This window comes from Herbaspirillum seropedicae (genome assembly GCF_001040945.1).
GTDB classification, from domain to species: Bacteria; Pseudomonadota; Gammaproteobacteria; order Burkholderiales; family Burkholderiaceae_D; genus Herbaspirillum; species Herbaspirillum seropedicae.
This window is the reverse complement of record NZ_CP011930.1, coordinates 4,372,365-4,395,547: the sequence shown is the minus strand read 5'-3', so window position 1 is coordinate 4,395,547 and position 23,183 is coordinate 4,372,365. Positions and strand designations below refer to the sequence as shown.

Sequence of the window (23,183 nt, the reverse complement as noted above, 5' to 3'; positions counted from 1 at the left end):
CATCCGTCCTCCGATCCGCCCCCTGATCTGCCCGCTAACGACGCGTTGCAGGAAACCTTGCAGCCCCTGCTGAAGATCCTGCGCCAGCAGGGCAGCAGTTGGCGCGCCCGGGTCGACAGCGGCCTGGTCTGTCCCGCGCCACCGCTGTACCTGCGCACGCTCACCGCAGTGCGCGACTGCACCCGCAGCGCCGGCGCGGCCGACCTGGAAGCCTGCGCCAGCGCCATCCTGCGCGTGCTGGAGTGTGCGCAACCGCCCGGCCAGGGGCTCGACATCCCGGCGCTGGACATCATCGAGCGTGCCGTCGCTGCACTAGCCCAGCGCGGCAGCAACCGGGTGGCGCTGGAAGAGCTGGCCGCGCTATCGCAGCCGCCGCGCATGCGCAGCTCGCCCGCCGCCCGCGATACCGCGCCTGCGCCCTGGCTGGCGCCGCGTGAGCAACAATGGGAGGGGTTGCAGGACGAGCTCGACCAGGCGCTGCTGCCGGTCTTCCTGGAAGAGGCGCAGGAACTGATGAGCAGCATCGGCGAGGGTCTGGAGGCCTTGCGCCAGGGCGTGGCCGATGCCGAACTGGCCGGGCTGGCGCGGCCGCTGCATACGCTCAAGGGCAGCGCACGCATGGTCGGGGCGCGGCGTCTGAGCCATTGCCTGCACCAGATGGAAACGGCGCTGCGCGGCGTGCAGACCGGCATCGAAGGTGTTCACGATCGCAGCAGCGCAACGCTGGCCGCACTGGAAACGCTGCTGGGGCTGCACGACCTTGCACTGGACCATTTCGCCGCACTCACCCAGGCCGCCCTGCTGCTTTCGGCCGATGGCGGCGCGCGTGCACCGGTGCTGCCGGCGCCACTGATCCGCATCCGCACCACGGTGCTGGACAAGCTGCTCAACCAGGTCGGCGAGGTCTCCATCGCACGGTCGCGCCTGGACAATGAGGTCGGCAGCCTGCAATCGGAGAGCAAGGCGCTGGGCGAGCAGCTCATGCGGCTGTCTGGAGAGCTGCGCCAATGGCTGCGTCAGAGCGGGACGCAGGCGCAGGATGGCGGCGACGCCGCGGCCGCCATGCAGGCGCTGGCGCACAGCCTTGCGGCCCGCCTGGAGCAGGCCAGCCTGCACCAGCGGCGGCTGCAGGAAGGCGTCAGCAGCACCCGCGAGGGCTTGCGCCAGCAGGCCGCGCATACGCGCGAGCTGCAGCAGGAGCTGATGTATGCGCGCATGGTCAAGTTCAACAGCATGGAAGTGCGCATGCAGCACCTGGTGCGCCAGGTCGCCGCCGAGACCGGCAAGCCGCTGGCGCTGGACCTGTCCAACTGCCGCCTGCAGATCGACCGCGCCATCCTGGAGCGGCTGATGGGGCCGCTCGAGCATCTCTTGCGCAACGCCGCCGTGCATGGCATCGAGAGCGCCGAGCAGCGGCTGGCCGAGGGCAAGCCTGCCGTGGGGCGCTTGACCGTACAGGCCACCCACGAAGGCAATGAGGCCGTCATCCGCGTCAGCGACGACGGGCGCGGACTGGATCTGGAAGCAATCCGGCAGAAGGCCCTGGAACTGGGCGCCGCCGGCCTGGCCGAGGCCAGCCAGGCGCGCCTGGCCGATCTGATCTTCCAGCCCGGCCTGAGCACCTCGCCGCAGGTCTCGGCACTGGCCGGTCGCGGCATCGGCATGGATGTGGTGCGTTCGGAAGTGGCCGCGCTGGGCGGCTGGATGCGGGTGCATTCGCAGCCCGGGCAGGGCGTGCAGTTCACGCTGTATCTGCCGCTGTCGCTGGCGGTCCAGCATGTCTGCCTGCTGCGCCATGGGCAGCAGCATTTCGCCATTCCTTCCATGCTGGTCGACAGCATCGTGCAACTGCGCGGCCCGCAGGCCCGCCAGGCGCTGGCGGAACGATCACTGGAGCATCAGGGCTCCCGGCTAGCCCTGCATCCCTGGCATTGCCTGCTGGATGAAGCCCCCGAGCCCGCCGGGGAGGGCAGCGATTCGGCCTATGTCCTGCTCATCAAGCGCGATGATGGACTCATGGCCGTGCTGGCCGACCATGTCAGCGGCAATCGCGAAGTGGTGGTCAAGCCGGTCGGTCCGCAACTGGCCACCCTGGCCGGCGTGGTCGGCGCGACCGTGCTCGGCGATGGCCAGATCGTGCTGATCATCAATCCGCTCTTGCTGGCCGGCGCTGGCCGCACCGATGGCATGGCGGTTGCGCCGGGCGTACAATAGCGGGCTTTGGGCGCAGGCCGGCAGCGCCCGGCAATGACGAGAGGCCTGTCATCGACTCCACACTCATTTCCATCCTGCTGGCCACGACCCTGGCCGGCGCGGTCAGCATCACCGCGGCTGCGGTGTTTTCGTTCGCCCTGTTGTCGAAGATGGTGGAGCGCCTGGTCAGCCTGTCGGTGGGCATCATGCTGTCCACCTCGCTGCTGCATGCGCTGCCTGAAGCCTTCGAGTCCCAGGCCGAGCCCCATACCCTGTTTGCGGTGCTGCTGGGCGGCCTGCTGGCCTTCTTCCTGCTGGAAAAGACCGCCATCCTGCGCCACTCCCACCATCACGAAGATGACGGCCACGGCCATCATCACGGTCATGACAAGAAAGAAGCCGGCAAGGCCGGCTGGATGATCCTGGTGGGCGACGGCCTGCACAATTTCACCGATGGCATCCTCATCGCCGCTGCCTTCCTGGCCGATCCGCACCTGGGCCTGGTGACCGGCCTGGCCATCATCGCCCACGAGATCCCGCAGGAGATCGGCGACTTCATCGTGTTGCTCAATGCCGGTTTCTCGCGCACCCGCGCCTATGTCTACAATCTCATCTGCAGCCTCATGGCCGTGGCCGGCGGCGTGCTGGGCTATTTCATGCTGGAGCGCGGGATGCAGTGGATTCCCTTCGTGCTGGTCTTTGCCTCCTCGGGCTTCATCTACATCGCCGTTTCCGATCTGATGCCGCAGATGCAACGCCGCGCCACGCTGCGCGAGACGATTCCCCAGGTGATCCTGATCGCCGCTGGCGTACTGATCGTGCTGGCGCTGACACACCAGGCGCACGCGCACTGAATTCGTCCTGGCCGGTCCTGGTCGGTGTGCTGCGGCGCTCATCGACAGACTGGCGCAGCACCCAGCGCATGCCGATGCTGAACACGAAGCCAACGAGGCCAAGGAAGAGGACGAGGTCGTCGAGCACAGGCCATCCTTTCATCAGGGCGCACCCGGGATGGGCGCTGCAGATGGCTTTACTGTAGGCTGGCGCTGCGCCCGGGGCCAATATCAAATGGGGCGGCGCGCCATCTCAAAACGATATGGTCGAGTGCATCGACCAAGGAGGGCAGGCATGATTTCCATCCGGCAGTTGCGTTATTTCGTCGAGATCGTCGAGGCGCGTGGCTATACCCGGGCCGCCGAGCGGCTCTTCGTGGCGCAGTCGGCGCTGAGCCGGCAGATCAAGGAGCTGGAGGCCGATCTCGATGTGGTGCTGCTCAGACGCGAGGCCAAGACCTTCGAGCTGACCCAGGCCGGCCAGGATTTCTATGAGCGCAGCCGCAAGATCCTGCTCGACCTGGACCGCGCCGTGGCCCAGGCCCGCACCATCGGCAAGGGCGAGCATGGCGCCCTGCGGCTGCTGCATTCCAGCTCGGTGCCGTTGACCGCGCCGCTGGGACCAATGTTGAACGAAGCGCTCAAGGCCTTTCCCGGCATCTCGCTGGAAATCTCGCAGGCGCCGTCCGAATACCAGGCCCGCGAGATCGTCGAGGGCAGCGCCGATATCGGCCTGGCGCGCCTGCCCATCCTGCGCGCCAATCCCAACCTGGCGAGCACGGTGCTGTATCGCGAACGCCTGGTGGCGGCGGTGCCGGCCGGACACAGGCTGGCGCAGCGGCAGGAAGTGGAGATCGCCGAATTGCGGGATGAATTCTTCGTGACGGTGCCGCATCGTGATCGCGGCGGTTTGAGCTACTTGGTGGCCGAGCGCTGTATCGCGCATGGCTTCTATCCCCGCGTGGCGCGCGCCACCTCGCGCAAGAATTCGCTGCTCAGCCTGGTCAACGCCGGCTTTGGCATCGCCGTGGTGCCGCAGAGCATGGCCAGCACCTCGCTGGCGGCCGGGGTCAGCTTCCCGGCCCTGAAGGATCCTGATTTCCACTCCGAAGTGGCCTTGCTGCGCCGGCGTGATGCGCCCGCCATGGTCGGCCAGTTCGTCGAGGCTTTCGTGGCCCGCCTGCACGAGGCGGGCCTGTCCGCTCCGGCCCCCGGCTGAGGCCGAGGGCAGCGGATCAGCTTCCGGTGGCGACCGGCCGCTGCGGATTGGAACTCCATTCGCTCCACGATCCCGGATACAGGCGCGCACCAGCCAATCCGGCCACTTCCAGCGCCAGCAGGTTATGGCAGGCCGTCACGCCCGAGCCGCACTGCATCACCGCTGCCTGCGGATCGCCCAGCAGCGTCAGCCATTCCTCGCGCAGTTGCGCCGCCCCCTTGAAGCGGCCATCGGCTTGCAGGTTGTCCTTGAAGAAGCGGTTCTTCGCGCCCGGGATATGGCCTCCCACCGCATCCAGCGTCTCGTTCTCACCGCGGAAACGATCCGGTGCGCGGGCGTCGATCACCTGCAGCGCCTGGGTCTTGATGTTCTCCACCAGCGCCTGGGCATCGACGGTCTGCACCAGCGAAGTCAGATCCTGGATGCTGCCTGGTGTGGCTGGCGCCGGCGTCTCGGCGCTGAGCGGCTCGCCGATGGCCTGCCAGGCCGCCATGCCACCGTCCAGCACGGCCACGTCGCTGTGGCCGATCCAGCGCAGCAGCCACCACAGGCGCGCGGCGAACATGCCGCCATGGGCGTCATAGGCCACTACCTGGGTGTCATTGTTGATGCCCAGTGCGCGCATGGCCTGCACGAACTGCTGGCGGTCCGGCAGCGGATGGCGGCCATGGAAGCGGCCCGCGGCATCGGTCTTGGGGCCGGAGAGCAGCTCATCCAGATGGGCAAAGCGCGCCTGCGGCAGATGGCCGGCGGCATAGGCCTGGCGGCCGAAGTCGGGATTGGCCAGGTCGTGGCGGCAATCGACGATCACCAGGTTGATATGGGCGGCGCGCGCCTTCAATTCGCTGGCGCTGATGAGGGTTTGGTAGATCATGGTTTCTCCTTGTCTTGGATGCGGCAATGGATGACGCAGGTCTGGCAGGCCTATACCTCGGTGGCAATGGGATCGACCTTGGGCAAGTTGCGCGCGGCGATCTGGCTGCTGCGATGGTTGTGATAGGTCGCCAACAGGCCACTGGCCAGGATGACGCCCATGCCCAGCCAGCCGAGCCAGCCCGGTGCATCGTTCCAGACCAGTACGCCAAACAGGCTTGAAAACACGATGCCCGTATATTGCAGGTTGGCCGTGACCAGCGTATTGCCCAGCCGGTAGGCGCGGGTCATGGCGATCTGCGCCAGCGTGGCGGTCAAGCCTATCATGATCACCAGCGCCGCGCCCTGCCACGAATGGCTGTGCCACAGCGGCACGCGGCCAGTGGCCACGCTGCCCACCAGGCCGGCCAGTACGCCGGTCAGTGAAAAGTAGAACACCACGCGATATTCCGGTTCCCCCAGCAACCCCAGCTTGCGCACCTGCAGGTACACCAGCGCCGAGAGCACCCCCGAGAACAGCGAGATCGCCCCGCCCAGCAACTGGTCGGCGTCCAGCGAAGGACGCATCAGCAGGGCCACGCCGATGAAGCTCAGCACCACGGTGGCCGCCAGGCCCCACTCGAATTTCTTGTTGCCCTGCCACCAGGCCGCCGCAAACAGCATCACCGCGATCCAGATCGAGGACATGTAGTTCAGCGTCGTGGCCGTGGCCACCGGCAGCAGGCTGAAGGAATAGAACCACAGCCACAGCGAGATCACGCCCACGCCGCCACGGATGAGGTGGTCGCGCGGGAAGGGCGTGCGGAAGGTGCCGCCGCGCACGCGCACCAGGGCGGCGATCACCGAGATGCCGATGAGGCCCCGGCACAGCACGATTTCAGACGTGCTGTAGTAGTCACTGGCGAGCTTGACGCACACGCCCATGATGGAAAACAGGAATGATGCGACAAGCATCCAGAGCGATTGCATGGTGTCCGATTCAGGAGAGTAGGGCAGGAGCAGGGAGACAGGCCGCAGCACAAGCAACAACGGCAGCAACGGAGTGAACCGTTGCTGCCGTCATTGTCCCGCTGCGGGCCGCGCCAGCCGGGGAGGCGTCGTGATGGTCTTGCAGGTTGCTTGCGTGGTCGTTCTGCCGCCTTGCCTGCCTCTGCATCTGTTTCCCCTGCTGGCCCTTGGCCTCTTTATGGTGTGGTGGCTGTGCCGGGCGGCACCTCCAGTTGCTTGCGGTACCACTCGTGGAAGTGCTGCATGCCGTCTTCCATGGGCGACTGGTAGGGCCCGACTTCACTGGTGCCGCGATCCATGAGTATACGACGGCCGGCATCCATGCGCAGGGCGATCTCGTCGTCCTCCACGCAGGTCTCCATGTAGGCGGCGCGCTCGGCTTCCACCAGCTCGCGCTCGAAGAGGGCGATCTCTTCCGGATAGTAGAACTCCACCACGTTGGTGGTCTTCTGCGGACCGGTCGGCCACAGCGTGGAGACCACCAGCACATGCGGATACCACTCCACCATGATGTTGGGATAGAGCGTGAGCCAGATCGCGCCGAACTTGGGCGGCTTGCCATTGGAGAACTGCAGCAGCTTTTCCTGCCACTTGGCATAGGTGGGCGAACCGGACTTGATCAGGCCGTGGTTCACGCCCACGGTCTGCACGCTGTAGTCGCGGCCGAACTCCCACTTCAGATCGGAGCAGCTGACGAAATTGCCCAGGCCCGGATGGAAGGGCTCGACGTGGTAATCCTCCAGGTAGACCTCGATGAAGGTCTTCCAGTTGTAGTCGCACTCATGCACTTCGGTGTGGTCGTACAGATAGCCGGAGAAGTCCAGGTCGCGCGTCACGCCCAGGTTCTTGAGCTTGTCGGCGATGTCGACGCCATTGGCCTCGAACAGCAGGCCGTTCCAGCTCTGCAGCGGTGTCTTGGACAAGTTCATGCACGGTGTCTGGCCGAAATGCGGCGCACCGATCAGTTCACCCTTCAGATCATAGGTCCAGCGATGCAACGGACAGACGATGTTGCTGGCATGACCGCGGCCGTCGAGCATCTTGGCCTGGCGATGACGGCAGACATTGGAGACCAGCTCGATCCCCTGCGCGTTGCGCACCAGCATGCGGCCTTCGTTTTCCCACGGCAAAGTGGAGTAGTCGCCCGCTTCGGGCACCATCAGCTCATGGCCGACGTAACGAGGTCCTTGCTGGAAGAGTTGTTTCAGTTCCCGCTGATAGAGCGGTTCGTCGAAGTAGACGTGGACTGGAAGTTGCGCGTTTGAACGCGCCAATTTGGCAAAAGTAGCAAGATCGGACATTTCCGCCCCCAAATTAATTTGCACCAACCTAAGGAAGAAAATCCGCAAAAACCTATGTTCAAATAATATGAAGAGGAAATTTTGGACAGAACCGTGGATTATGCCACAAAACCCCTATAAGGGGCCGGGTTTTGTGGCCAAAATGCCAGCATTTTGGCCGAATTTACGATCCCGGCCCGAAATGTTTCGTGCAATGCGGCGTCAAATCCACGCCCCCGATTGACTTGGGATTCGCCGGTTTGTTCTAAAATAACGGGTTAGATTTTTGAATGGGTCGATATGCCTAGAACCTCTGCCACCGCATCCGCCGCCTCCGCTGCTTCCGCTCCCCTGCCAGCCTCCTTCGAACAGGCCATGCAGGAGCTCGAACAGCTCGTGGCCCAGATGGAAGCCGGCGAACTGCCGCTGGAAGCCTCGGTGGCCGCCTACAAGCGCGGCTCGGAACTGGTCAAGTTCTGCGCTGCCCAACTGGACAAGGTCGATACCCAGGTCAAGCTGCTCGAAGGCGACATGCTCAAGCCCTTCCAGGCCGCCGATATGGATGGGGAAGAAGGATGAGCGCACCAATGGCTGCCCCCGGCGTCGTAGCCGCACCGGCATTCGCCCAGTGGATGGGCCAGGTGCAGAGTGGCATGGAAGAGGTGTTGAACCGTTTCCTGCCGTCCGCCTCGGTGGTGCCGGCGCGGCTGCATGAAGCCATGCGCTACACCGCCATGGATGGCGGCAAGCGCGTGCGCCCGCTGCTGGTGTATGCCGCCGGCGAGCTGTTCGATACGCCGCGCGCGCTGCTGGAGCGCGCCGCCGCCGCAGTCGAGATGATCCACGTCTATTCGCTGGTGCATGACGACATGCCCTGCATGGATGACGATGCGCTGCGCCGTGGCAAGCCCACCGTGCACATCCGATACGACGAGGCCACCGCACTGCTGGTCGGTGACGCCCTGCAGGCGCAGGCCTTCGACACCCTGGCCGCGCCGCTGGAGAGTGAAGCGGGCAGCGCCGACGCCGGCCTGCCGGCACGTCAGCTGCGCATGGTCAAGCTGTTGGCCGAGGCCGCCGGCTCGGTGGGCATGTGCGGCGGCCAGGCCATCGACCTGGCCAGCGTGGGCATGACCCTGTCGCTGGCCGAACTGGAACAGATGCACCGCCTGAAGACCGGCGCCCTGTTGCGCGCGGCCGTGCTGCTGGGCGCGCTGGGCGGCAAGGCGCTGACGGCCGCCGAAAGCGCGGCGCTGGACGATTACGCCCGCGCCATCGGCCTGGCCTTCCAGGTGGTCGACGACATCCTCGACGCCACCGCCGACTCGGCCACGCTGGGCAAGACCGCCGGCAAGGACGCCGCCGACAACAAGCCGACCTATGTGTCCATCCTCGGCCTGGCGGAATCGCAGGCCCTGGCCGGCAGGCTGCAGGCCGATGCGCATGAGGCGCTGGCCCCGTTCGGCGGGAAGGCGCGCCGCCTGCGCGAACTGGCCGACCTGATCGTACAAAGAAAGACTTAAGCGACGTAACCCCAGGCATGAAGACGGACCGCGCCCCATGCCAGCTTCCGGCAAGCGCGGCCTTCAGACCCCAACACGGTAACAAAGATGCTCCTCAACACCATCAACGACCCGGCCGACCTGCGCCGCCTGTCCCGCCACCAGCTCAAGCCCCTGGCTGAAGAGTTGCGCGGTTTCCTGCTGGACTCGGTGTCCAAGACCGGCGGCCACCTGTCGTCCAACCTGGGCACGGTGGAGCTGACCATCGCCCTGCATTACGTCTTCAACACCCCCGAGGATCGCGTGGTCTGGGACGTGGGTCACCAGACCTATCCGCACAAGATCCTCACCGGCCGTCGCGAGCGCATGGATACGCTGCGCCAGCAGGAAGGCATTTCCGGCTTCCCGCGCCGCATCGAGAGCCAGTACGACACCTTCGGCACCGCGCACTCCTCGACCTCGATCTCGGCCGCCCTGGGCATGGCCCTGGCTGCCCGTACGCAAGGCTCGGACCGCCACGCCATCGCCGTCATCGGCGATGGCGCCATGACCGCCGGCATGGCCTTCGAAGCGCTCAACAATGCGGGCGTGCATGAAGACGTCAAGCTGCTGGTGATCCTCAACGACAATGACATGTCGATTTCGCCGCCAGTGGGCGCGCTGAACCGTTACCTGGCGCGCCTGATGTCGGGCAAGTTCTACGCCCGTGCACGCGACGTGGGCAAGTCGGTGCTGCCCGGTCCCGTGCTGGAGCTGGCCAAGCGCCTGGAAGAGCATGCCAAGGGCATGGTGGTGCCGGCCACCATGTTCGAGGAATTCGGCTTCAACTACATCGGCCCCATCGACGGCCACGACCTCGACTCGCTGGTGCCGACGCTGCAGAACCTGAAGCACCTCAAGGGACCGCAGTTCCTGCACGTGGTCACCAAGAAGGGCCAGGGCTACAAGCTGGCCGAGGCCGATCCGGTGCTCTACCACGGTCCCGGCAAGTTCAACCCCAGCGAAGGCATCAAGCCCAGCGCCGGCGGCAAGCTCACCTATACCAAGGTCTTCGGCGACTGGCTGTGCGACATGGCCGCTGCCGACGACAAGCTGGTCGGCATCACCCCGGCCATGCGCGAAGGCTCGGGCATGGTGGACTTCGAAAAGAAATTCCCGAATCGCTATTACGACGTCGGCATCGCCGAACAGCACGCCGTCACCTTTGCCGCCGGCATGGCCTGCGAAGGCATGAAGCCAGTGGTGGCGATCTACTCGACCTTCCTGCAACGCGCCTACGACCAGCTGATCCACGACGTGGCCCTGCAGAACCTGGACGTGACCTTCGCCCTGGACCGCGCCGGCCTGGTGGGCGCTGATGGAGCGACCCACGCCGGCAATTACGACCTGGCCTTCCTGCGCTGTATTCCCAACATGGTGGTGATGGCGGCCTCCGACGAGAACGAGTGCCGCAAGATGCTCTCTACCGCCTATCAGTATCCCGGTCCCGCCTCGGTGCGCTATCCGCGCGGCGCAGGCATCGGCGCCGCAGTGGACCAGACGCTGGAGACCCTGCCCCTGGGCCGTGGCGAGATCCGCCGCCAGGGCAAGAACGTCGCCATCCTGGCCTTCGGCAGCCTGCTGGCCCCGTCCCTGGGCGCGGGCGACAAGCTCAATGCCACGGTGGCCAACATGCGCTTCATCAAGCCGCTGGACGTGGAACTGGTCAAGCAACTGGCCGCCTCGCACGATGCCCTGGTGACCGTGGAAGAGGGCTGCATCATGGGCGGCGCCGGTGCGGCCGTCTCCGAGGCGCTGGCAGCGGCCGGCATCAACAAGCCGATTCTGCATCTGGGACTGCCGGACCGCTTCATCGACCATGGCGATGCCGCGCAACTGCTGGCCCAGTGCGGTCTGGACGCCAATGGCATCGCCGACTCCATCGCCCAACGATTCGGCAAGGATCAGCCCAAGCTGGTGGTCAACAATGGCTGATCAGCTGACACCATCTGTATAAGTCAACGCTAAAGATATAAATTAAATAAACAAAATAAATAAATAAATAAGCAAACGCCCCGCCGGTTTCCCGCGGGGCGTTTGTTATTTGTTATTGGGCGAGGGAAGGGCGGATCAGCGTTCCCGCCCCTTCTGCCACAATACATCCTGTCCGCCCGCCTCACGGTTGAGCACCCGCGCCAGCACGAAGCACAGGTCCGAGAGCCGGTTCAGATATTGCCGCGCCGGGGCGTTCACGCCGGCCTCGGCCTTTTCCAGCATCACCACGCTGCGCTCGGCGCGGCGGCATACGGTGCGGCACACATGGGCCAGCGCTGCCGTACGAGAGCCGCCGGGGAGGATGAATTCCTTCAGCGGGGGCAGGGTGGCGTTGTACTTCTCCAGCAGAGCGTCGAGCCGCGCCAGGTGGGCATCGGCCAGCACCGTGTAACCGGGGATGCACAGTTCCCCGCCCAGGTCGAAGAGGTCATGCTGGATCGAGACCAGCTCCTCGCGCAGCGCGGCCGGCAGGCTCTCGCACAACAGCAGGCCCAGCTGCGAATTGAGTTCGTCCACATCGCCCAGCGCCTGGATACGCAGGTTGTCCTTGCCCACCCGGCTGCCATCGCCCAGGCCGGTGCTGCCATCGTCGCCGGTACGGGTGGCGATCTTGGAAAGTCGGTTGCCCATCATTGCTCCTTGTTGATCGGGGCAGCTTAAGGGCAAGCCTCGCTCAAGGCAAGCGCTTCCCACCCGCTGCGAGCGCGACCGCATGGGACGGAAAATGGCGTAAACAATTCACTTGATTTGCCCAGCGAGCTAGCTTGGGCCGGGACATTTGCGCAAACTCTAGCCCGCAAGAGAGTAAAATTCATCGATTGGATCAGTGGTCAGTCCACTGGAGCGGCAGGGGATGCCGCTTCACCGGCCCTGCATCTCCCACCCATAAGACCGAGAACAACGACCGAGACACGAGACACCTGAGAGAAACCGCATGAATCACCTAGTTGACGCCCGGAAACTGAAACGGCCCGTACCCCAGGCCCTGCTTGACGAACTCAAGGCCCTGTTCGGCGACCGTTGTTCCACCACCCTGGCCATGCGCGAGCACCATGGCCGCGACGAATCCTCCTACGATCCCATGCTGCCCGACGCCGTGGTCTTCGCCCACAGCACCGAGGAAGTGGCGGCCTTCGTCAAGCTGTGCAGCCAGTACGACACCCCCATCATCCCCTACGGCGCCGGCACCTCGCTGGAAGGCCATGTGCTGGCCCTGCAGGGCGGCGTGACGGTGGACCTGTCGCAGATGAACCAGGTGCTGGCCGTCCATGCCGAAGACCTGACCGCGACCGTCCAGGCGGGCGTGACCCGCAAGCAGTTGAACCAGGAGATCAAGGATACCGGCCTGTTCTTCCCCATCGATCCCGGCGCCGATGCCTCGCTGGGCGGCATGGCCTCGACCCGCGCTTCCGGCACCAATGCCGTGCGCTACGGCACGATGAAGGAAAACACTCTGACCCTGACCGTGGTCACCGCCCAGGGCGAGATCATCAAGACGGGTACGCGCGCCAAGAAGTCCTCGGCCGGCTACGACCTCACCCGCGTGTATGTCGGCAGCGAAGGCACGCTGGGCATCATCACCGAAGTGACCGTGCGCCTGTATCCGCAGCCCGAAGCGATCTCGGCGGCGATCTGCTCCTTCCCCACCGTGGCCGATGCGGTCAACACCGTCATCCAGACCATCCAGATGGGCGTGCCGCTGGCGCGCGTGGAGCTGCTCGATGAAAACGGCGTGCGCGCCATCAATGCCCACGACAAGCTGAGCCTGCCGGTCAACCCGTTGCTGCTGTTCGAATTCCACGGCAGCGAGAACGGCGTCAAGGAACAGGCCGAGCTGGTACAGGATATTGCCAAGGAATTCCACGCCCTCGGCTTCGAATGGGCCACCCGCCCCGAAGACCGCACCCGCCTGTGGACCGCCCGTCACAACGCCTACTTCGCGCTGCTGCAATTGCGTCCCGGTGCGCGCGCCATCTCCACCGATTGCTGCGTGCCGATCTCGCGCCTGGCCGAATGCGTGCTGGCCACCAAGGCCGACTGCGAAGAGCAGGGCCTGACCCACGCCATCATCGGCCACGTCGGCGACGGCAACTTCCACGTACAGATGATGGTGGACCCCAACGATCCCGCCGACATCGCCCGTGCCGAAGGCGTCAACCAACGCATGGTGGCGCGCGCCATCGGCATGGATGGCACCTGCACCGGCGAGCACGGCGTGGGCTTGCACAAGATGGACTTCCTGATCCAGGAGCATGGCGAGGGCGCCATCGCCGTCATGCGCGCCATCAAGCATGCGCTTGATCCCAAGAACATCATGAATCCCGGCAAGATCTTGCGCTGGGAGCAGTAAGTGTTAGCTTTTGGCCGAAGAGCGTGCTTGCCGTTGAGATCAATACTGCCCGTTCGGACTGAGTAGCGGCACGGCCGCGTATCGAAGGCGCGCCGTCTGTGCGGCTGCGATACGGCCCCAAGGGGCTTACTCAGTCCGAACGGTCGCTCTTGTGTTCTGACGGAGCCGCTCCCGTTAAGCAGCACCCGTTTGTTAGTTTTCATCAGTTTGTTGGTTGAACAAGCAGCAGGAATCCACCACCCATGGCCACCCGCCTACCTCCCGTCCATGCCCTGTCCGCCTTCGAAGCGGCAGCCCGCCACAACTCCTTTGCGATTGCCGCCGAGGAGCTGTGCATCACCCCGTCGGCGCTGTCGCACCGCATCCGCCTGCTGGAAGAATTCGTCGGCGAGCGCCTGTTCTATCGCGATGGCCGCTCCATCGGTCTGTCCGAATTCGGTCGTCGCTATCTCGACGTGGTCCGCAGCGCCTTGCGCACGTTGACCGATTTCCCCATGCCGCACCGCAATGCCGCCGTGCAGCCCAAGATCAAGGTGATGCTGCCGCCGACCTTCGCGCGTCACCTGCTCATGCCGCGCATTGCCGACTTCACCCAGCGCCATCCGGAGATCGTGGTGGAGCTCTACCTCTCGGTGCCGCTGTATGACCTGTCCTTGTCGGAGAGTGATGTCGAGATCCGCTTCGGCGCCGGCAACTATCCCAACATCATCACCGAGAAGCTGTTCGAGGAACCCGCCTTCGCCGTGGCCAGCCCGGCCTACCTGAAGACCCTCCCGCCGATGAAGTCGCCCGCCGACCTCAAGCAGGCCACCCTGCTGCGCTCGGCGCTGGAACCCTGGCAGCCCTGGTTCGAGGCTGCTGGCCTCAAGGACTGGGTAGAGCCCTCGGCGGGCTTGCGGGTGGATGACCTGGGCCTGTTGCTGGAAGCGGTGCGCCATGGCTATGGCGTGGGCCTGACCCGCCAGCACTTTGCCGAAGAACTGCTGGCGCGCGGCGAGATCGTGGAACTGTTCGACATCCGCCTGCGCACCCCGCCGCACGCCTATTACGTGGTCTACGAGCGCGCCGTGCGCGAGCGGCCCGAGGTCGATACCTTCATCAGCTGGATGCAGAACGCCTTCCGCAACATCTGACGCGCTTTTGCCTCACCTGGCCTTGCTTGGCCGCTTCCGGCCGCCCTGAAAATAATTCACGGCGGCCGGCAATTCTTTTCAGTGGGCCGCCGGGCAACACGGCGCCGTGCAGGCGGGCAAAATTCGTTACACTTGTCGGACTGAAAAAGCCCGTCCCAGGCGGGCTGACAACAAACGAGACAGCGTGCGCCGTGTCATCGGATGCAAGAGGGACGTCCACACCCACGCCTGCCTAGCCAACCGCCGAGGTCCAGCATGAATGCTCCAGTCCAACCGTCCTTCGCGCCGGCTCGCCAGCGTGAAGTCGTCGATGCCCTGCGCCGGGTCGTGCCCGCGCACTGCGTGCTCTGCGACGAGGAAGACACCCGTCCCTACGAATGCGACGGCCTGGCCGCCTACCGCCAGTTGCCCATGGTGGTGGTGCTGCCCGAGAACGAGGCCCAGGTGGTGGCCATCATGAAGACCTGCCACGCGTTGCAGGTGCAGATCGTGCCGCGCGGCGCCGGCACCGGCCTCTCTGGCGGGGCCACCCCGATTGCCGATGGCGTGGTGGTGTCCACGGCCAAGTTCAACCAGATCCTGCAGATGGACAAGTATTCCCGCACCGCCGTGGTCCAGCCCGGCGTGCGCAACCTGGCCATTTCCGAAGCGGCGGCCCCGCACGGCCTCTATTACGCGCCGGACCCCTCCTCGCAGATCGCCTGTTCCATCGGTGGCAACGTGGCCGAGAACTCGGGCGGCGTGCATTGCCTGAAATACGGCCTGACCGTGCATAACGTGCTGCGCGTGCGCATGGTCACCATCGAAGGCGAGGTGGTGGAGCTGGGCAGCGGCGCGCTGGATGCGCCGGGCCTGGACCTGCTGGCCGTCTTCATCGGCTCCGAAGGCATGCTGGGCGTGGTCACCGAAGTGACCGTCAAGCTCGTGCCCAAGCCACAGGCGGCGCGCGTGATCATGGCCTCCTTCGACGATGTGGTCAAGGGCGGCAATGCGGTGGCCAACGTGATCGCCGCCGGCATCATTCCCGCAGGCCTTGAGATGATGGACAAGACCAGTTCGCGCATGGTGGAACCCTTCGTCAAGGCCGGCTATGACATCGACGCCGAAGCCATCCTGCTGTGCGAATCCGACGGTACCGTGGAAGAAGTGGAAGAAGAAATCGGCCGCATGACCGACGTGCTCAATGCCAGCGGCGCCACCGCCATCGCCTGCTCGCAGTCGGAGGCCGAGCGCCTGCGCTTCTGGTCCGGCCGCAAGAACGCCTTCCCGGCGGCAGGCCGCATCTCGCCCGACTACTACTGCATGGATGGCACCATCCCGCGCAAGAAGCTGGCGCAGGTGCTCTTGGGCATCGCCGAGATGGAAAAGAAATACGGCCTGCGCTGCGCCAACGTCTTCCATGCCGGTGACGGCAACCTGCATCCGCTGATCCTCTTCGATGCCAACATCGCCGATGAATTCCACCGCGCCGAACTGTTCGGCGCCGAGATCCTGGAGCTGTGCGTGGAAGTGGGCGGCACCATCACCGGCGAGCATGGCGTGGGCATCGAGAAGATCAATTCCATGTGCGTGCAGTTTTCGCCCGCCGAGCGCGAGACCTTCTTCAAGCTCAAGCGCGCCTTCGACCCGGCCTTCCTGCTCAACCCGGACAAAGCCATTCCCACCCTGCATCGCTGCGCCGAGTACGGCAAGATGCATGTGCAGCGCGGCCAGCTGCGCTTCCCCGATCTGCCGAGATTCTGACCATGCAAGAGCAAGCACAACAAGACCTGGACGCCGTGCTGGCCTCCTTCCGCGAACGCATCCTGGCTGGCCGCCCCCTGCAGATCCGCGGCGGCGGCACCAAGGACTGGTATGGTCAGACACCGTCCGGCGAGCTGTTGGATACGCGGGCCTATAGCGGCATCATCGATTACGAGCCCACCGAGCTGGTCATCACTGCCCGCTGCGGTACGCCGCTCTCCGAGATCGATGCTGCGCTGGCGCAGCACAACCAGATGCTGGCCTGGGAGCCGCCGAGTTTTGGCGGCGCCGCCACCGTAGGCGGCATGGTCGCTGCCGGCCTGTCCGGGCCTGCTCGCGCCAGTGCCGGGGCCGTGCGTGACTTCGTGCTGGGCGCCGTGCTGATGGATGCGCAGGGCGAGCCACTGCACTTCGGCGGACAGGTCATGAAGAACGTCGCCGGCTACGATATCTCGCGCCTGCTGGCAGGGTCGCTGGGCACGCTGGGCCTGATCCTGGAGGTGTCGCTGAAGGTCTTGCCGCGCCCCATCGCCAGCAGCACCCGCGTCTTCGAGATCAACCAGGAAGGCGCACTGCGCCTGTTGAACCAGAGCGCCGGCCAGCCGCTGCCGCTGGTGGCCAGCGCCTGGGTCGGCAATGTGCTGACGATCCGCCTGTCGGGCGCGCAGGCCGCCGTTGATTCAGCCATCGCCAAGCTGGGCGGCACCGAGTTAAGCAATCCTGACGATTACTGGACCGACCTGCGCGAGCAGACCCATCCCTTCTTCGCCGATGCAGAAGCGCCGCTGTGGCGGCTGTCGCTGCCCTCGGTGGCCGCACCCATCGACCTGCCGGGCCGCCAGCTGATCGAGTGGGGCGGTGCGCAGCGCTGGCTGCGGCCAGAGGGCAATGTGGACGCCGTCACCATTCGCGCCGCCGCGCTGGCCGTGGGCGGTCACGCCAGCCTGCATCGCGGCGGCGACAAGGCCATTGGCGTCTTCCATCCCTTGCAGCCCGCAGTGGAAACCCTCCATCGCCGCCTCAAGCAGCAGTTCGACCCCCAGGGCATCTTCAACCCTGGCCGCCTGTATGCCAGCTTGTAAGCGCTCCCTCTAGCCAGCGATCATCATGCAGACCAACTTAGCCGATTTCATCCGCAACACCCAGGCCGGCCAGGAAGCCGACAGCATCCTGCGCTCCTGCGTGCATTGCGGCTTCTGTACCGCCACCTGTCCCACCTACCAGTTGCTGGGCGACGAGCTGGATGGACCGCGCGGCCGCATCTATCTCATCAAGCAGGTGCTCGAAGGCAAGCCCGCCACCGCCGCGACGCAATCGCACCTGGACCGCTGCCTGACCTGCCGCAACTGCGAATCCACTTGCCCCTCCGGCGTGCAGTATGGCCGCCTGGTCGATATCGGCCGCAAGGTGGTGGAAGAACAGGTGCCGCGACCGCTGTCGCAGCGCGTGATGCGCACGGCCCTGAAGGAGCTGGTGCCGCGCAAGTGGATTTTCCGTCCCGCCATGAAGGCCGGACAGATGTTGCGTCCGCTGCTGCCCAAGCTGTTGCAGAACAAGGTGCCGCTGCCGCAGGAGGCGGGCGCCTGGCCCACGCGCACGCATGCGCGCCAGATGCTGTATCTGGAAGGTTGCGTGCAGCCCTCGATGTCCCCCAACATCAACAGCGCCACCGCGCGCGTGCTCGATGCGCTGGGTGTGCAATTGTTCGCGCCGCCCAAGGCCGGCTGCTGTGGCGCGATCCGCTATCACATGAATGACCAGGAGGGCGGGCTGGAAGACATGCGCCGCAACATCGACGCCTGGTGGCCCTACATCGAGGGACGCGATGGCATCCGCGCCGATACCATTGTCATGAATGCCTCCGGCTGTGGTTCCACCGTCAAGGAGTATGGCCATCTGCTGCAGCACGATCCGGTCTATGCCGAAAAGGCGCGCCGCATCTCCCACATGACCCGCGACATCAGCGAAATCCTGCCCGAGTTCGAAGAAGCGCTGAAGCACAAGCTCAAGGACTTCAACGGCAAGCGCGTGGCCTATCACCCGCCCTGCACGCTGCAGCACGGCCAGAAGATCCGCGGCAAGGTCGAGGGCATCCTGCGCGCGGCCGGCGTGGATGTGCAACTGTGCGCCGACAGTCACCTCTGCTGCGGCTCGGCCGGCACCTATTCGATCCTGCAACCGGAGCTGTCCTATCGCCTGCGCGACAACAAGATCAGCAAGCTGCAGGCCACCGATCCCGACATGATCGTCACCGGCAACATCGGTTGCGTCACGCATCTGCAATCTGGCACCGACACGCCCGTGCGGCACTGGATCGAATTGCTGGACGCCGCTCTGCAAGCGCCTTCCTGACGATTTGCTGACGAGCTGACCAGGCCGCATCCGGCCTCCGGGAAAGCGCCAAAGTTTCTCGCAACACAACACCAGCCCCGCTTTGCGGGGCTTTTTTGTGAGCATTTTGTTCACACTAGAGGCATTTTGACCCTATTTTTTCGAAGCGGCTTGACGGCAGGGGGCATAAGTCAATAAGCTTCGTGCTTTTTTCCGCTTGACGGGAAAAAACCGGTCCTAGTTTCTCATCAGAAACGGACCAATACCGATAATCCATAGCACCGGCGTCCCTGTCTTTTGCACCGGCCGACGTCATCCGCAAGCCACATCATCGTCCTCTCACCGGCGCATGCGCCGATGGCGAGCGAGGGCAGGAGAACACATGAAGAAACGCATTCCACAAGCCGCCTACATCTTTGCAGCCATGCTGCTGGGCATCCTGGTCGGTTATCTCATTTTCAGCCACAACGACAAGGCCCAGGCCAAGGAGCTGGCCGGCTACATCTCGATCGCCTCGGACCTGTTCCTGCGCCTCATCAAGATGGTCATCGCACCGCTGGTGTTCTCGACCCTGGTGGTCGGCATCGCCCACATGGGGGACGCCAAGTCGGTGGGCCGCATCTTCGGCAAGTCGCTGGCCTGGTTCTTCATCGCCTCGCTGGTGTCGCTGGCGCTGGGCATGATCATGGCCAACCTGCTGCAACCGGGTGCGGGCGTGGCGCTGCCCTCGCCGGACGCTGCCGGCGCCGGTCTGGCCACCAGCAAGTTCACGGTCAAGGAATTCTTCAACCACCTGGTGCCCAAGTCCATCGTCGAAGCCATGGCGCAGAATGAAGTGCTGCAGGTGGTGGTGTTCTCCATGTTCTTCGGCATCGCCCTGGCCTCGCTGGGCGAGCGCGGCAAGCACCTGCTGGCGGTCATCGATGACCTCTCGCACACCATGCTGAAGATCACCGTCTACGTCATGAAGTTCGCCCCGGTGGCGGTGTTCGCCGCGATGGCTGCGACGGTCGCGGTCAATGGCCTGGAGATCCTGGTCAGCTTCGCCGTGTTCATGCGTGACTTCTACTTCTCGCTGGTGCTGCTGTGGGTGATCCTGATCGCGGTGGGCTTCATCTTCCTGAAGAAGCGCATCTTCCACCTGCTGGCCCTGATCAAGGAAGCCTTCCTGCTGGCCTTTGCGACGGCCAGCTCGGAAGCGGCCTATCCCAAGCTGCTCGATGCGCTGGACCGCTTTGGCGTCAAGCGCAAGATCTCCAGCTTCGTCATGCCGATGGGGTATTCCTTCAACCTCGACGGTTCGATGATCTACTGCACCTTCGCTACGCTGTTCATTGCGCAGGCCTATGGCATCCACATGCCCATCTCCACCCAGATCACCATGATGCTGGTGCTGATGCTGACCTCCAAGGGCATTGCCGGCGTGCCGCGCGCTTCCCTGGTGGTGATCGCCGCGACGCTGCACCAGTTCAACATTCCGGAAGCGGGCCTCCTGGTGATCCTGGGCATCGATACCTTCCTCGACATGGGTCGTTCGGCCACCAATGCGGTGGGCAACTCGATCGCTTCGGCCGTGGTGGCCAAGTGGGAAGGCGGCCTGATGACCGAAGAAGAAGCGGCCCGCGCCGAAGTCGAGATCGAACAGGAAGCCGAAGCCAAGCTGCATACCGAAGCCTGATTTCGGTACTCAGTTCAAGCGTTGAACAATGCCGCCCGGTGATGAGCCGGGCGGCATTTTTCATTCTGGCGAGGGGATCACTGTCGTTCGCTTGCCGTTCCAAAGCGACCCGCCACCAGTTCGTCTTTCCAAAGCGACCCACCACCCGTTCGGACTGAGTAGCGGCGCAGCCGCGTATCGAAGACGTGCATGCAAATGCGCAGCCGCCAGCGCGCTGCCTTCGATACGGGCCTGTCGGCCCTACTCAGGCCGAACGGGGCGTGGCGGGTGAGGCCGAACGGGCCGTGGCGGGTGAGGCCGAACGGGAGCCTGACGAGTACCGCAGGATCAGGCCGGCAGCGGCTCGGATTGCTTGACCGCAATCCATTCCTGCAAGGTGATCTCGATGGTGATGAAAGAGAGATTGGCCCCGCGCACGAAGCGCCCGGCAAAGATGCGGCCCTCGGTATCGGCCACCACGCCCTGCAGCGGATGCGCGCTGGCCGGACCATCGGCAAAGCCGATCTCGCCGAAGACATTGAGGATTTCCACACCGGGGCCGTTGACCTCCATCTCGCGCAGGCCGGTCGGCGTGGCGTATTGCAGATGGGCGTCGATGAGGCTGCCGATGGCGCCGCGCACGATGGCCTTGTCCATGCCGTGCTGGCGGCACAGCGCTTCCACGCTTTCGGTCAGGTCCTGGTTGGGTTTGAGCCGGGCCATCACCAGCTTGCCGAGCTGGCCCTGTTCTACGTGGATGTGGTCGTCGAGGAAATCGCTGTCATGGGCGGGGAGCGTCATCATCATTCCATGGGTGTCGGATGCAATAGACTGAAGTGCGTCTCTTCATCGCTGTTGACGACGAAGGCGCTGCGAGAGAACAGGCACAGGCGCAGGATGAGCGGATCGTCGCCCACCTCCACCGTGTCGAGCAGCAGATGGCCGCCATGCAGCGTGCCATCGCCATCGATGAAACCTGAGTGGCAATGCAGTAGAACCTTTCCATCGGCGTTCTGGCCGATGGTGATGGCGCCCGTCACGAAGCTGATGACGCCTTCCAGCACGTGCGGTGGTCCATAGTCATAGGGCCGGCTGGCGTCGCCGGTCTGTTCGATGCGGTGGTAATGCAGGCGCCGCGCGGTCCCGCCACACAAGCGGCCCACACCGCCGCGCTGGCCATAGCGCGCCAGCACCCGCCGCAAGGCCGGGCCGACCAGCGTGCCGGCTTGCAGCGTGATGCGCAATTCCTCGGCCGGATCGGCCTCCAGGTCCAGCGTGCGCGGATAGCTCGGCTGGCCTGCATGCAGGAATTTGCGCACTTCGAGGAAGCCGGCGCTGGCCATGGAGGGGCCTGGTCTGCTGGAGAGTTTCATAGGCGATATTCGCCTTGCTCTTCCAGCAGCGCCTTGATCTGTTTCTTGACGATCTTGCCGTAACCCGACTTGGGCATGCTGTCCCAGTAGATGAAGCGGCGCGGCCACTTGTACTTGCCGATACGCGACTCCAGATGCGCCAGCAGGGCCTCGCCGTCGACCTGCTGCCCGGCCTTGCAGACGATCACCGCCAGTCCGCTCTCGCCCCACTTGGGATCGGGCACGCCCAGCACCGCCACCTCCGACACCGCCGGGTGCGTCAGCAGGGCTTCCTCGATCTCGCGCGGATAGACGTTGGAGCCGCCCGAGATGTACATGTCGGATGAGCGCCCCGTGATGTAGAGGAAGCCATCCTGGTCCACATGTCCGAGGTCGCCGGTGTGGAACCAGTCATGCTTGAAGGCCTTGGCATTGGCCTCGGGATTGTTGTGGTAGCCCATGAACACCGCCGGTCCGCGCACGCAGATCTCGCCGGTCTCGAAGGGCGCCAGTTCCTGGCCATCGTCGTTGAGGATGGCGATCTGCATGCCAGTGCGCGGCATGCCGCAAGTGCCCACGCGCGCCTGCGGATGGGCGTCATCCTCGAAGTGCAGATAGGGCGGCAGGAAGGTAATGTTGCCGGTCACCTCGCCCAGGCCGTAGTACTGCACCAGCACCTTGCCCAGCTTCTTCAAGGCATAGACCTGGTCGGCGCGATACATGGGCGCGCCGGCGTAGATCACGTGTTTCAGCGAGCTGTGGTCATAGCGATCCACCGACTCATCCTCGACCAGGATCTTGACGATGGTGGGCACGGTGAACAGGTTGTCCACCCGGTATTTCTCGACCAGCTGCCAGGCTTCCTCCACCACCAGCCGCTCGGAAGAGAGCAGGATGCTGGCCGCGCCGCGCGCGGTATTGATGACCGCATGCACGCCCGCGCCGTGCGACAGCGGCGCCACCACCAGCGAGCGCGACTGATGCGTCAGGCCCGGCATGAGATCAGCTAGATGATTGGTGACCACGAAGGCCATCTGCCCATGCGAGAGCATGCCCGCCTTGGGATGACCGGTGGTGCCGGAGGTGTAGAAGAACCAGAGCGGATCGTCGTAATCGACTTCGGCTTCGCGGAAGGCCGCGCCGCTGCCTTCACGCACCAGCGCTTCGTAATCCAGTTCGCCGGCGCGCGCATCGGCCAGCGCCACCACATGTTCCAATGCGGGCGAGGCGGCCTTGACGGCATCGACATACTGCGCGAAACCACGGTCATACAGCATCACGCAAGCGCCGCTGGACTGGCCGAGATAGGCGGCCTCGGGCGGCGTGATGCGGAAATTGGTCGGCACCCAGACCACGCCCATCTTGAAGGCGGCCCAGGCGCTCTCGAAGATCTGCTGGTTGTTGCGCGAGTGGACCAGCATCTTGTCGCCCTTTTTCACGCCGCGCCGGGTCAGCGCGTGGGCCAGCGCATCGACGCGGGCATTGATCTCGCGCCAGGGGATCAGGCGGTCGCTGCCATCGGCGGCGCCTTGCGCCAGGATCAGTCCCGGTTCATCCGGAAAACGGCGCGCCACATCCGACAGCAGGCGGCCCAGGTTCATGACTTTGCTTAACATCGTCTCACTCGTCCCGATTTTTCTAATGGAAATTGGCGTGCTGCTTTTTGTTTTTCTTA

At 64.7% G+C, this 23,183-nt stretch carries 19 protein-coding genes; 12 read left to right on the top strand and 7 right to left on the bottom strand.

Features of this window, described 5'->3' with window-relative positions:
- Nucleotides 1-57: 57 nt before the first annotated feature.
- The 3 genes from ACP92_RS19115 (at nucleotide 58) to ACP92_RS19105 (ending at nucleotide 4,245) form a co-directional block, all read left to right on the top strand.
- Complete coding sequence (locus ACP92_RS19115) at nucleotides 58-2,214, top strand: chemotaxis protein CheA (protein ID WP_232284871.1); 2,157 nt, start codon at nucleotides 58-60, stop codon at nucleotides 2,212-2,214.
- 74 nt (nucleotides 2,215-2,288) lie between these two features.
- Nucleotides 2,289-3,047, top strand: a complete 759-nt coding sequence (locus ACP92_RS19110) for a ZIP family metal transporter (RefSeq protein WP_085943904.1) — start codon at nucleotides 2,289-2,291, stop codon at nucleotides 3,045-3,047.
- Between the two features lie 274 nt (nucleotides 3,048-3,321).
- On the top strand, nucleotides 3,322-4,245 hold the full coding sequence (locus ACP92_RS19105; RefSeq protein WP_013235777.1) for a LysR family transcriptional regulator: 924 nt from the start codon (nucleotides 3,322-3,324) through the stop codon (nucleotides 4,243-4,245).
- Nucleotides 4,246-4,261: 16 nt separating this feature from the next.
- On the opposite strand, the gene ACP92_RS19100 is transcribed toward ACP92_RS19105, so the two are convergent.
- The 3 genes from ACP92_RS19100 to ACP92_RS19090 form a co-directional block, all read right to left on the bottom strand.
- Nucleotides 4,262-5,119: a sulfurtransferase gene (locus tag ACP92_RS19100; RefSeq protein WP_013235776.1), complete on the bottom strand. Its 858-nt coding sequence runs from the start codon at nucleotides 5,117-5,119 to the stop codon at nucleotides 4,262-4,264.
- A 50-nt stretch (nucleotides 5,120-5,169) separates the two neighbouring features.
- Entirely contained in the window at nucleotides 5,170-6,087 is a 918-nt protein-coding gene (locus tag ACP92_RS19095; protein ID WP_013235775.1) for a DMT family transporter, read from the bottom strand.
- Nucleotides 6,088-6,302: 215 nt separating this feature from the next.
- On the bottom strand, nucleotides 6,303-7,427 hold the full coding sequence (locus ACP92_RS19090; protein WP_013235774.1) for an aromatic ring-hydroxylating oxygenase subunit alpha: 1,125 nt from the start codon (nucleotides 7,425-7,427) through the stop codon (nucleotides 6,303-6,305).
- A gap of 279 nt (nucleotides 7,428-7,706) precedes the next feature.
- On the opposite strand from ACP92_RS19090, the gene ACP92_RS19085 reads away from it, so the two are divergent.
- From ACP92_RS19085 to dxs, 3 genes are all read left to right on the top strand, one after another.
- Nucleotides 7,707-7,985 (top strand): exodeoxyribonuclease VII small subunit, encoded by a 279-nt coding sequence (locus tag ACP92_RS19085; RefSeq protein ID WP_013235773.1) that lies wholly within the window; start codon nucleotides 7,707-7,709, stop codon nucleotides 7,983-7,985.
- Nucleotides 7,982-8,929: a polyprenyl synthetase family protein gene (locus ACP92_RS19080; protein ID WP_041311197.1), complete on the top strand. Its 948-nt coding sequence runs from the start codon at nucleotides 7,982-7,984 to the stop codon at nucleotides 8,927-8,929. The genes ACP92_RS19085 and ACP92_RS19080 overlap by 4 nt, the downstream gene beginning before the upstream one ends.
- Before the next feature lie 87 nt (nucleotides 8,930-9,016).
- Nucleotides 9,017-10,882, top strand: coding sequence for a 1-deoxy-D-xylulose-5-phosphate synthase (dxs, locus tag ACP92_RS19075; RefSeq protein WP_013235771.1), 1,866 nt, complete (start codon nucleotides 9,017-9,019; stop codon nucleotides 10,880-10,882).
- A 135-nt stretch (nucleotides 10,883-11,017) separates the two neighbouring features.
- Here dxs and ACP92_RS19070 read toward each other — a convergent pair whose 3' ends face one another.
- Entirely contained in the window at nucleotides 11,018-11,572 is a 555-nt protein-coding gene (locus tag ACP92_RS19070; RefSeq protein ID WP_041311195.1) for a cob(I)yrinic acid a,c-diamide adenosyltransferase, read from the bottom strand.
- 304 nt (nucleotides 11,573-11,876) lie between these two features.
- Here ACP92_RS19070 and ACP92_RS19065 point away from each other — a divergent pair, with 304 nt between their 5' ends.
- The 6 genes from ACP92_RS19065 to ACP92_RS19040 all read left to right on the top strand — a co-directional run bounded on the left by ACP92_RS19065 (nucleotide 11,877) and on the right by ACP92_RS19040 (nucleotide 20,177).
- Entirely contained in the window at nucleotides 11,877-13,292 is a 1,416-nt protein-coding gene (locus ACP92_RS19065; RefSeq protein ID WP_013235769.1) for an FAD-binding oxidoreductase, read from the top strand.
- A 242-nt stretch (nucleotides 13,293-13,534) separates the two neighbouring features.
- Nucleotides 13,535-14,425, top strand: coding sequence for a LysR substrate-binding domain-containing protein (locus tag ACP92_RS19060; protein WP_013235768.1), 891 nt, complete (start codon nucleotides 13,535-13,537; stop codon nucleotides 14,423-14,425).
- A gap of 255 nt (nucleotides 14,426-14,680) precedes the next feature.
- Nucleotides 14,681-16,168 (top strand): FAD-linked oxidase C-terminal domain-containing protein, encoded by a 1,488-nt coding sequence (locus ACP92_RS19055; RefSeq protein WP_013235767.1) that lies wholly within the window; start codon nucleotides 14,681-14,683, stop codon nucleotides 16,166-16,168.
- 2 nt (nucleotides 16,169-16,170) lie between these two features.
- Nucleotides 16,171-17,250 (top strand): glycolate oxidase subunit GlcE, encoded by a 1,080-nt coding sequence (glcE, locus tag ACP92_RS19050; protein WP_013235766.1) that lies wholly within the window; start codon nucleotides 16,171-16,173, stop codon nucleotides 17,248-17,250.
- Nucleotides 17,251-17,275: 25 nt separating this feature from the next.
- Nucleotides 17,276-18,520, top strand: a complete 1,245-nt coding sequence (gene glcF, locus ACP92_RS19045; protein WP_013235765.1) for a glycolate oxidase subunit GlcF — start codon at nucleotides 17,276-17,278, stop codon at nucleotides 18,518-18,520.
- A gap of 361 nt (nucleotides 18,521-18,881) precedes the next feature.
- Nucleotides 18,882-20,177, top strand: a complete 1,296-nt coding sequence (locus ACP92_RS19040; protein WP_013235764.1) for a dicarboxylate/amino acid:cation symporter — start codon at nucleotides 18,882-18,884, stop codon at nucleotides 20,175-20,177.
- Between the two features lie 327 nt (nucleotides 20,178-20,504).
- Here ACP92_RS19040 and ACP92_RS19035 read toward each other — a convergent pair whose 3' ends face one another.
- The 3 genes from ACP92_RS19035 to ACP92_RS19025 are packed head-to-tail and all read right to left on the bottom strand — an operon-like array spanning nucleotide 20,505 to nucleotide 23,142.
- Nucleotides 20,505-20,957, bottom strand: coding sequence for a PPC domain-containing DNA-binding protein (locus ACP92_RS19035; RefSeq protein ID WP_156181810.1), 453 nt, complete (start codon nucleotides 20,955-20,957; stop codon nucleotides 20,505-20,507).
- A 2-nt stretch (nucleotides 20,958-20,959) separates the two neighbouring features.
- Complete coding sequence (locus ACP92_RS19030; protein ID WP_041311194.1) at nucleotides 20,960-21,529, bottom strand: PPC domain-containing DNA-binding protein; 570 nt, start codon at nucleotides 21,527-21,529, stop codon at nucleotides 20,960-20,962.
- Nucleotides 21,526-23,142 carry an acyl-CoA synthetase gene (locus tag ACP92_RS19025; RefSeq protein WP_269147552.1) on the bottom strand — a complete coding sequence of 539 codons (1,617 nt, stop codon included), beginning with the start codon at nucleotides 23,140-23,142 and terminating at the stop codon, nucleotides 21,526-21,528. Before ACP92_RS19025 ends, ACP92_RS19030 begins: the two co-directional genes overlap by 4 nt.
- Nucleotides 23,143-23,183 lie beyond the last annotated feature (41 nt).

Coding starts and splice junctions, on each gene's coding strand:
- ACP92_RS19105 (WP_013235777.1), top strand. CDS start 3,322: ATGATTTCCATCCGGCAGTTGCGTTATTTCGTCGAGATCGTCGAGGCG.
- ACP92_RS19100 (WP_013235776.1), bottom strand. CDS start 5,119: ATGATCTACCAAACCCTCATCAGCGCCAGCGAATTGAAGGCGCGCGCC.
- ACP92_RS19095 (WP_013235775.1), bottom strand. CDS start 6,087: ATGCAATCGCTCTGGATGCTTGTCGCATCATTCCTGTTTTCCATCATG.
- ACP92_RS19090 (WP_013235774.1), bottom strand. CDS start 7,427: ATGTCCGATCTTGCTACTTTTGCCAAATTGGCGCGTTCAAACGCGCAA.
- ACP92_RS19085 (WP_013235773.1), top strand. CDS start 7,707: ATGCCTAGAACCTCTGCCACCGCATCCGCCGCCTCCGCTGCTTCCGCT.
- ACP92_RS19080 (WP_041311197.1), top strand. CDS start 7,982: ATGAGCGCACCAATGGCTGCCCCCGGCGTCGTAGCCGCACCGGCATTC.
- dxs (WP_013235771.1), top strand. CDS start 9,017: ATGCTCCTCAACACCATCAACGACCCGGCCGACCTGCGCCGCCTGTCC.
- ACP92_RS19070 (WP_041311195.1), bottom strand. CDS start 11,572: ATGGGCAACCGACTTTCCAAGATCGCCACCCGTACCGGCGACGATGGC.
- ACP92_RS19065 (WP_013235769.1), top strand. CDS start 11,877: ATGAATCACCTAGTTGACGCCCGGAAACTGAAACGGCCCGTACCCCAG.
- ACP92_RS19060 (WP_013235768.1), top strand. CDS start 13,535: ATGGCCACCCGCCTACCTCCCGTCCATGCCCTGTCCGCCTTCGAAGCG.
- ACP92_RS19055 (WP_013235767.1), top strand. CDS start 14,681: ATGAATGCTCCAGTCCAACCGTCCTTCGCGCCGGCTCGCCAGCGTGAA.
- glcE (WP_013235766.1), top strand. CDS start 16,171: ATGCAAGAGCAAGCACAACAAGACCTGGACGCCGTGCTGGCCTCCTTC.
- glcF (WP_013235765.1), top strand. CDS start 17,276: ATGCAGACCAACTTAGCCGATTTCATCCGCAACACCCAGGCCGGCCAG.
- ACP92_RS19040 (WP_013235764.1), top strand. CDS start 18,882: ATGAAGAAACGCATTCCACAAGCCGCCTACATCTTTGCAGCCATGCTG.
- ACP92_RS19035 (WP_156181810.1), bottom strand. CDS start 20,957: ATGACGCTCCCCGCCCATGACAGCGATTTCCTCGACGACCACATCCAC.
- ACP92_RS19030 (WP_041311194.1), bottom strand. CDS start 21,529: ATGAAACTCTCCAGCAGACCAGGCCCCTCCATGGCCAGCGCCGGCTTC.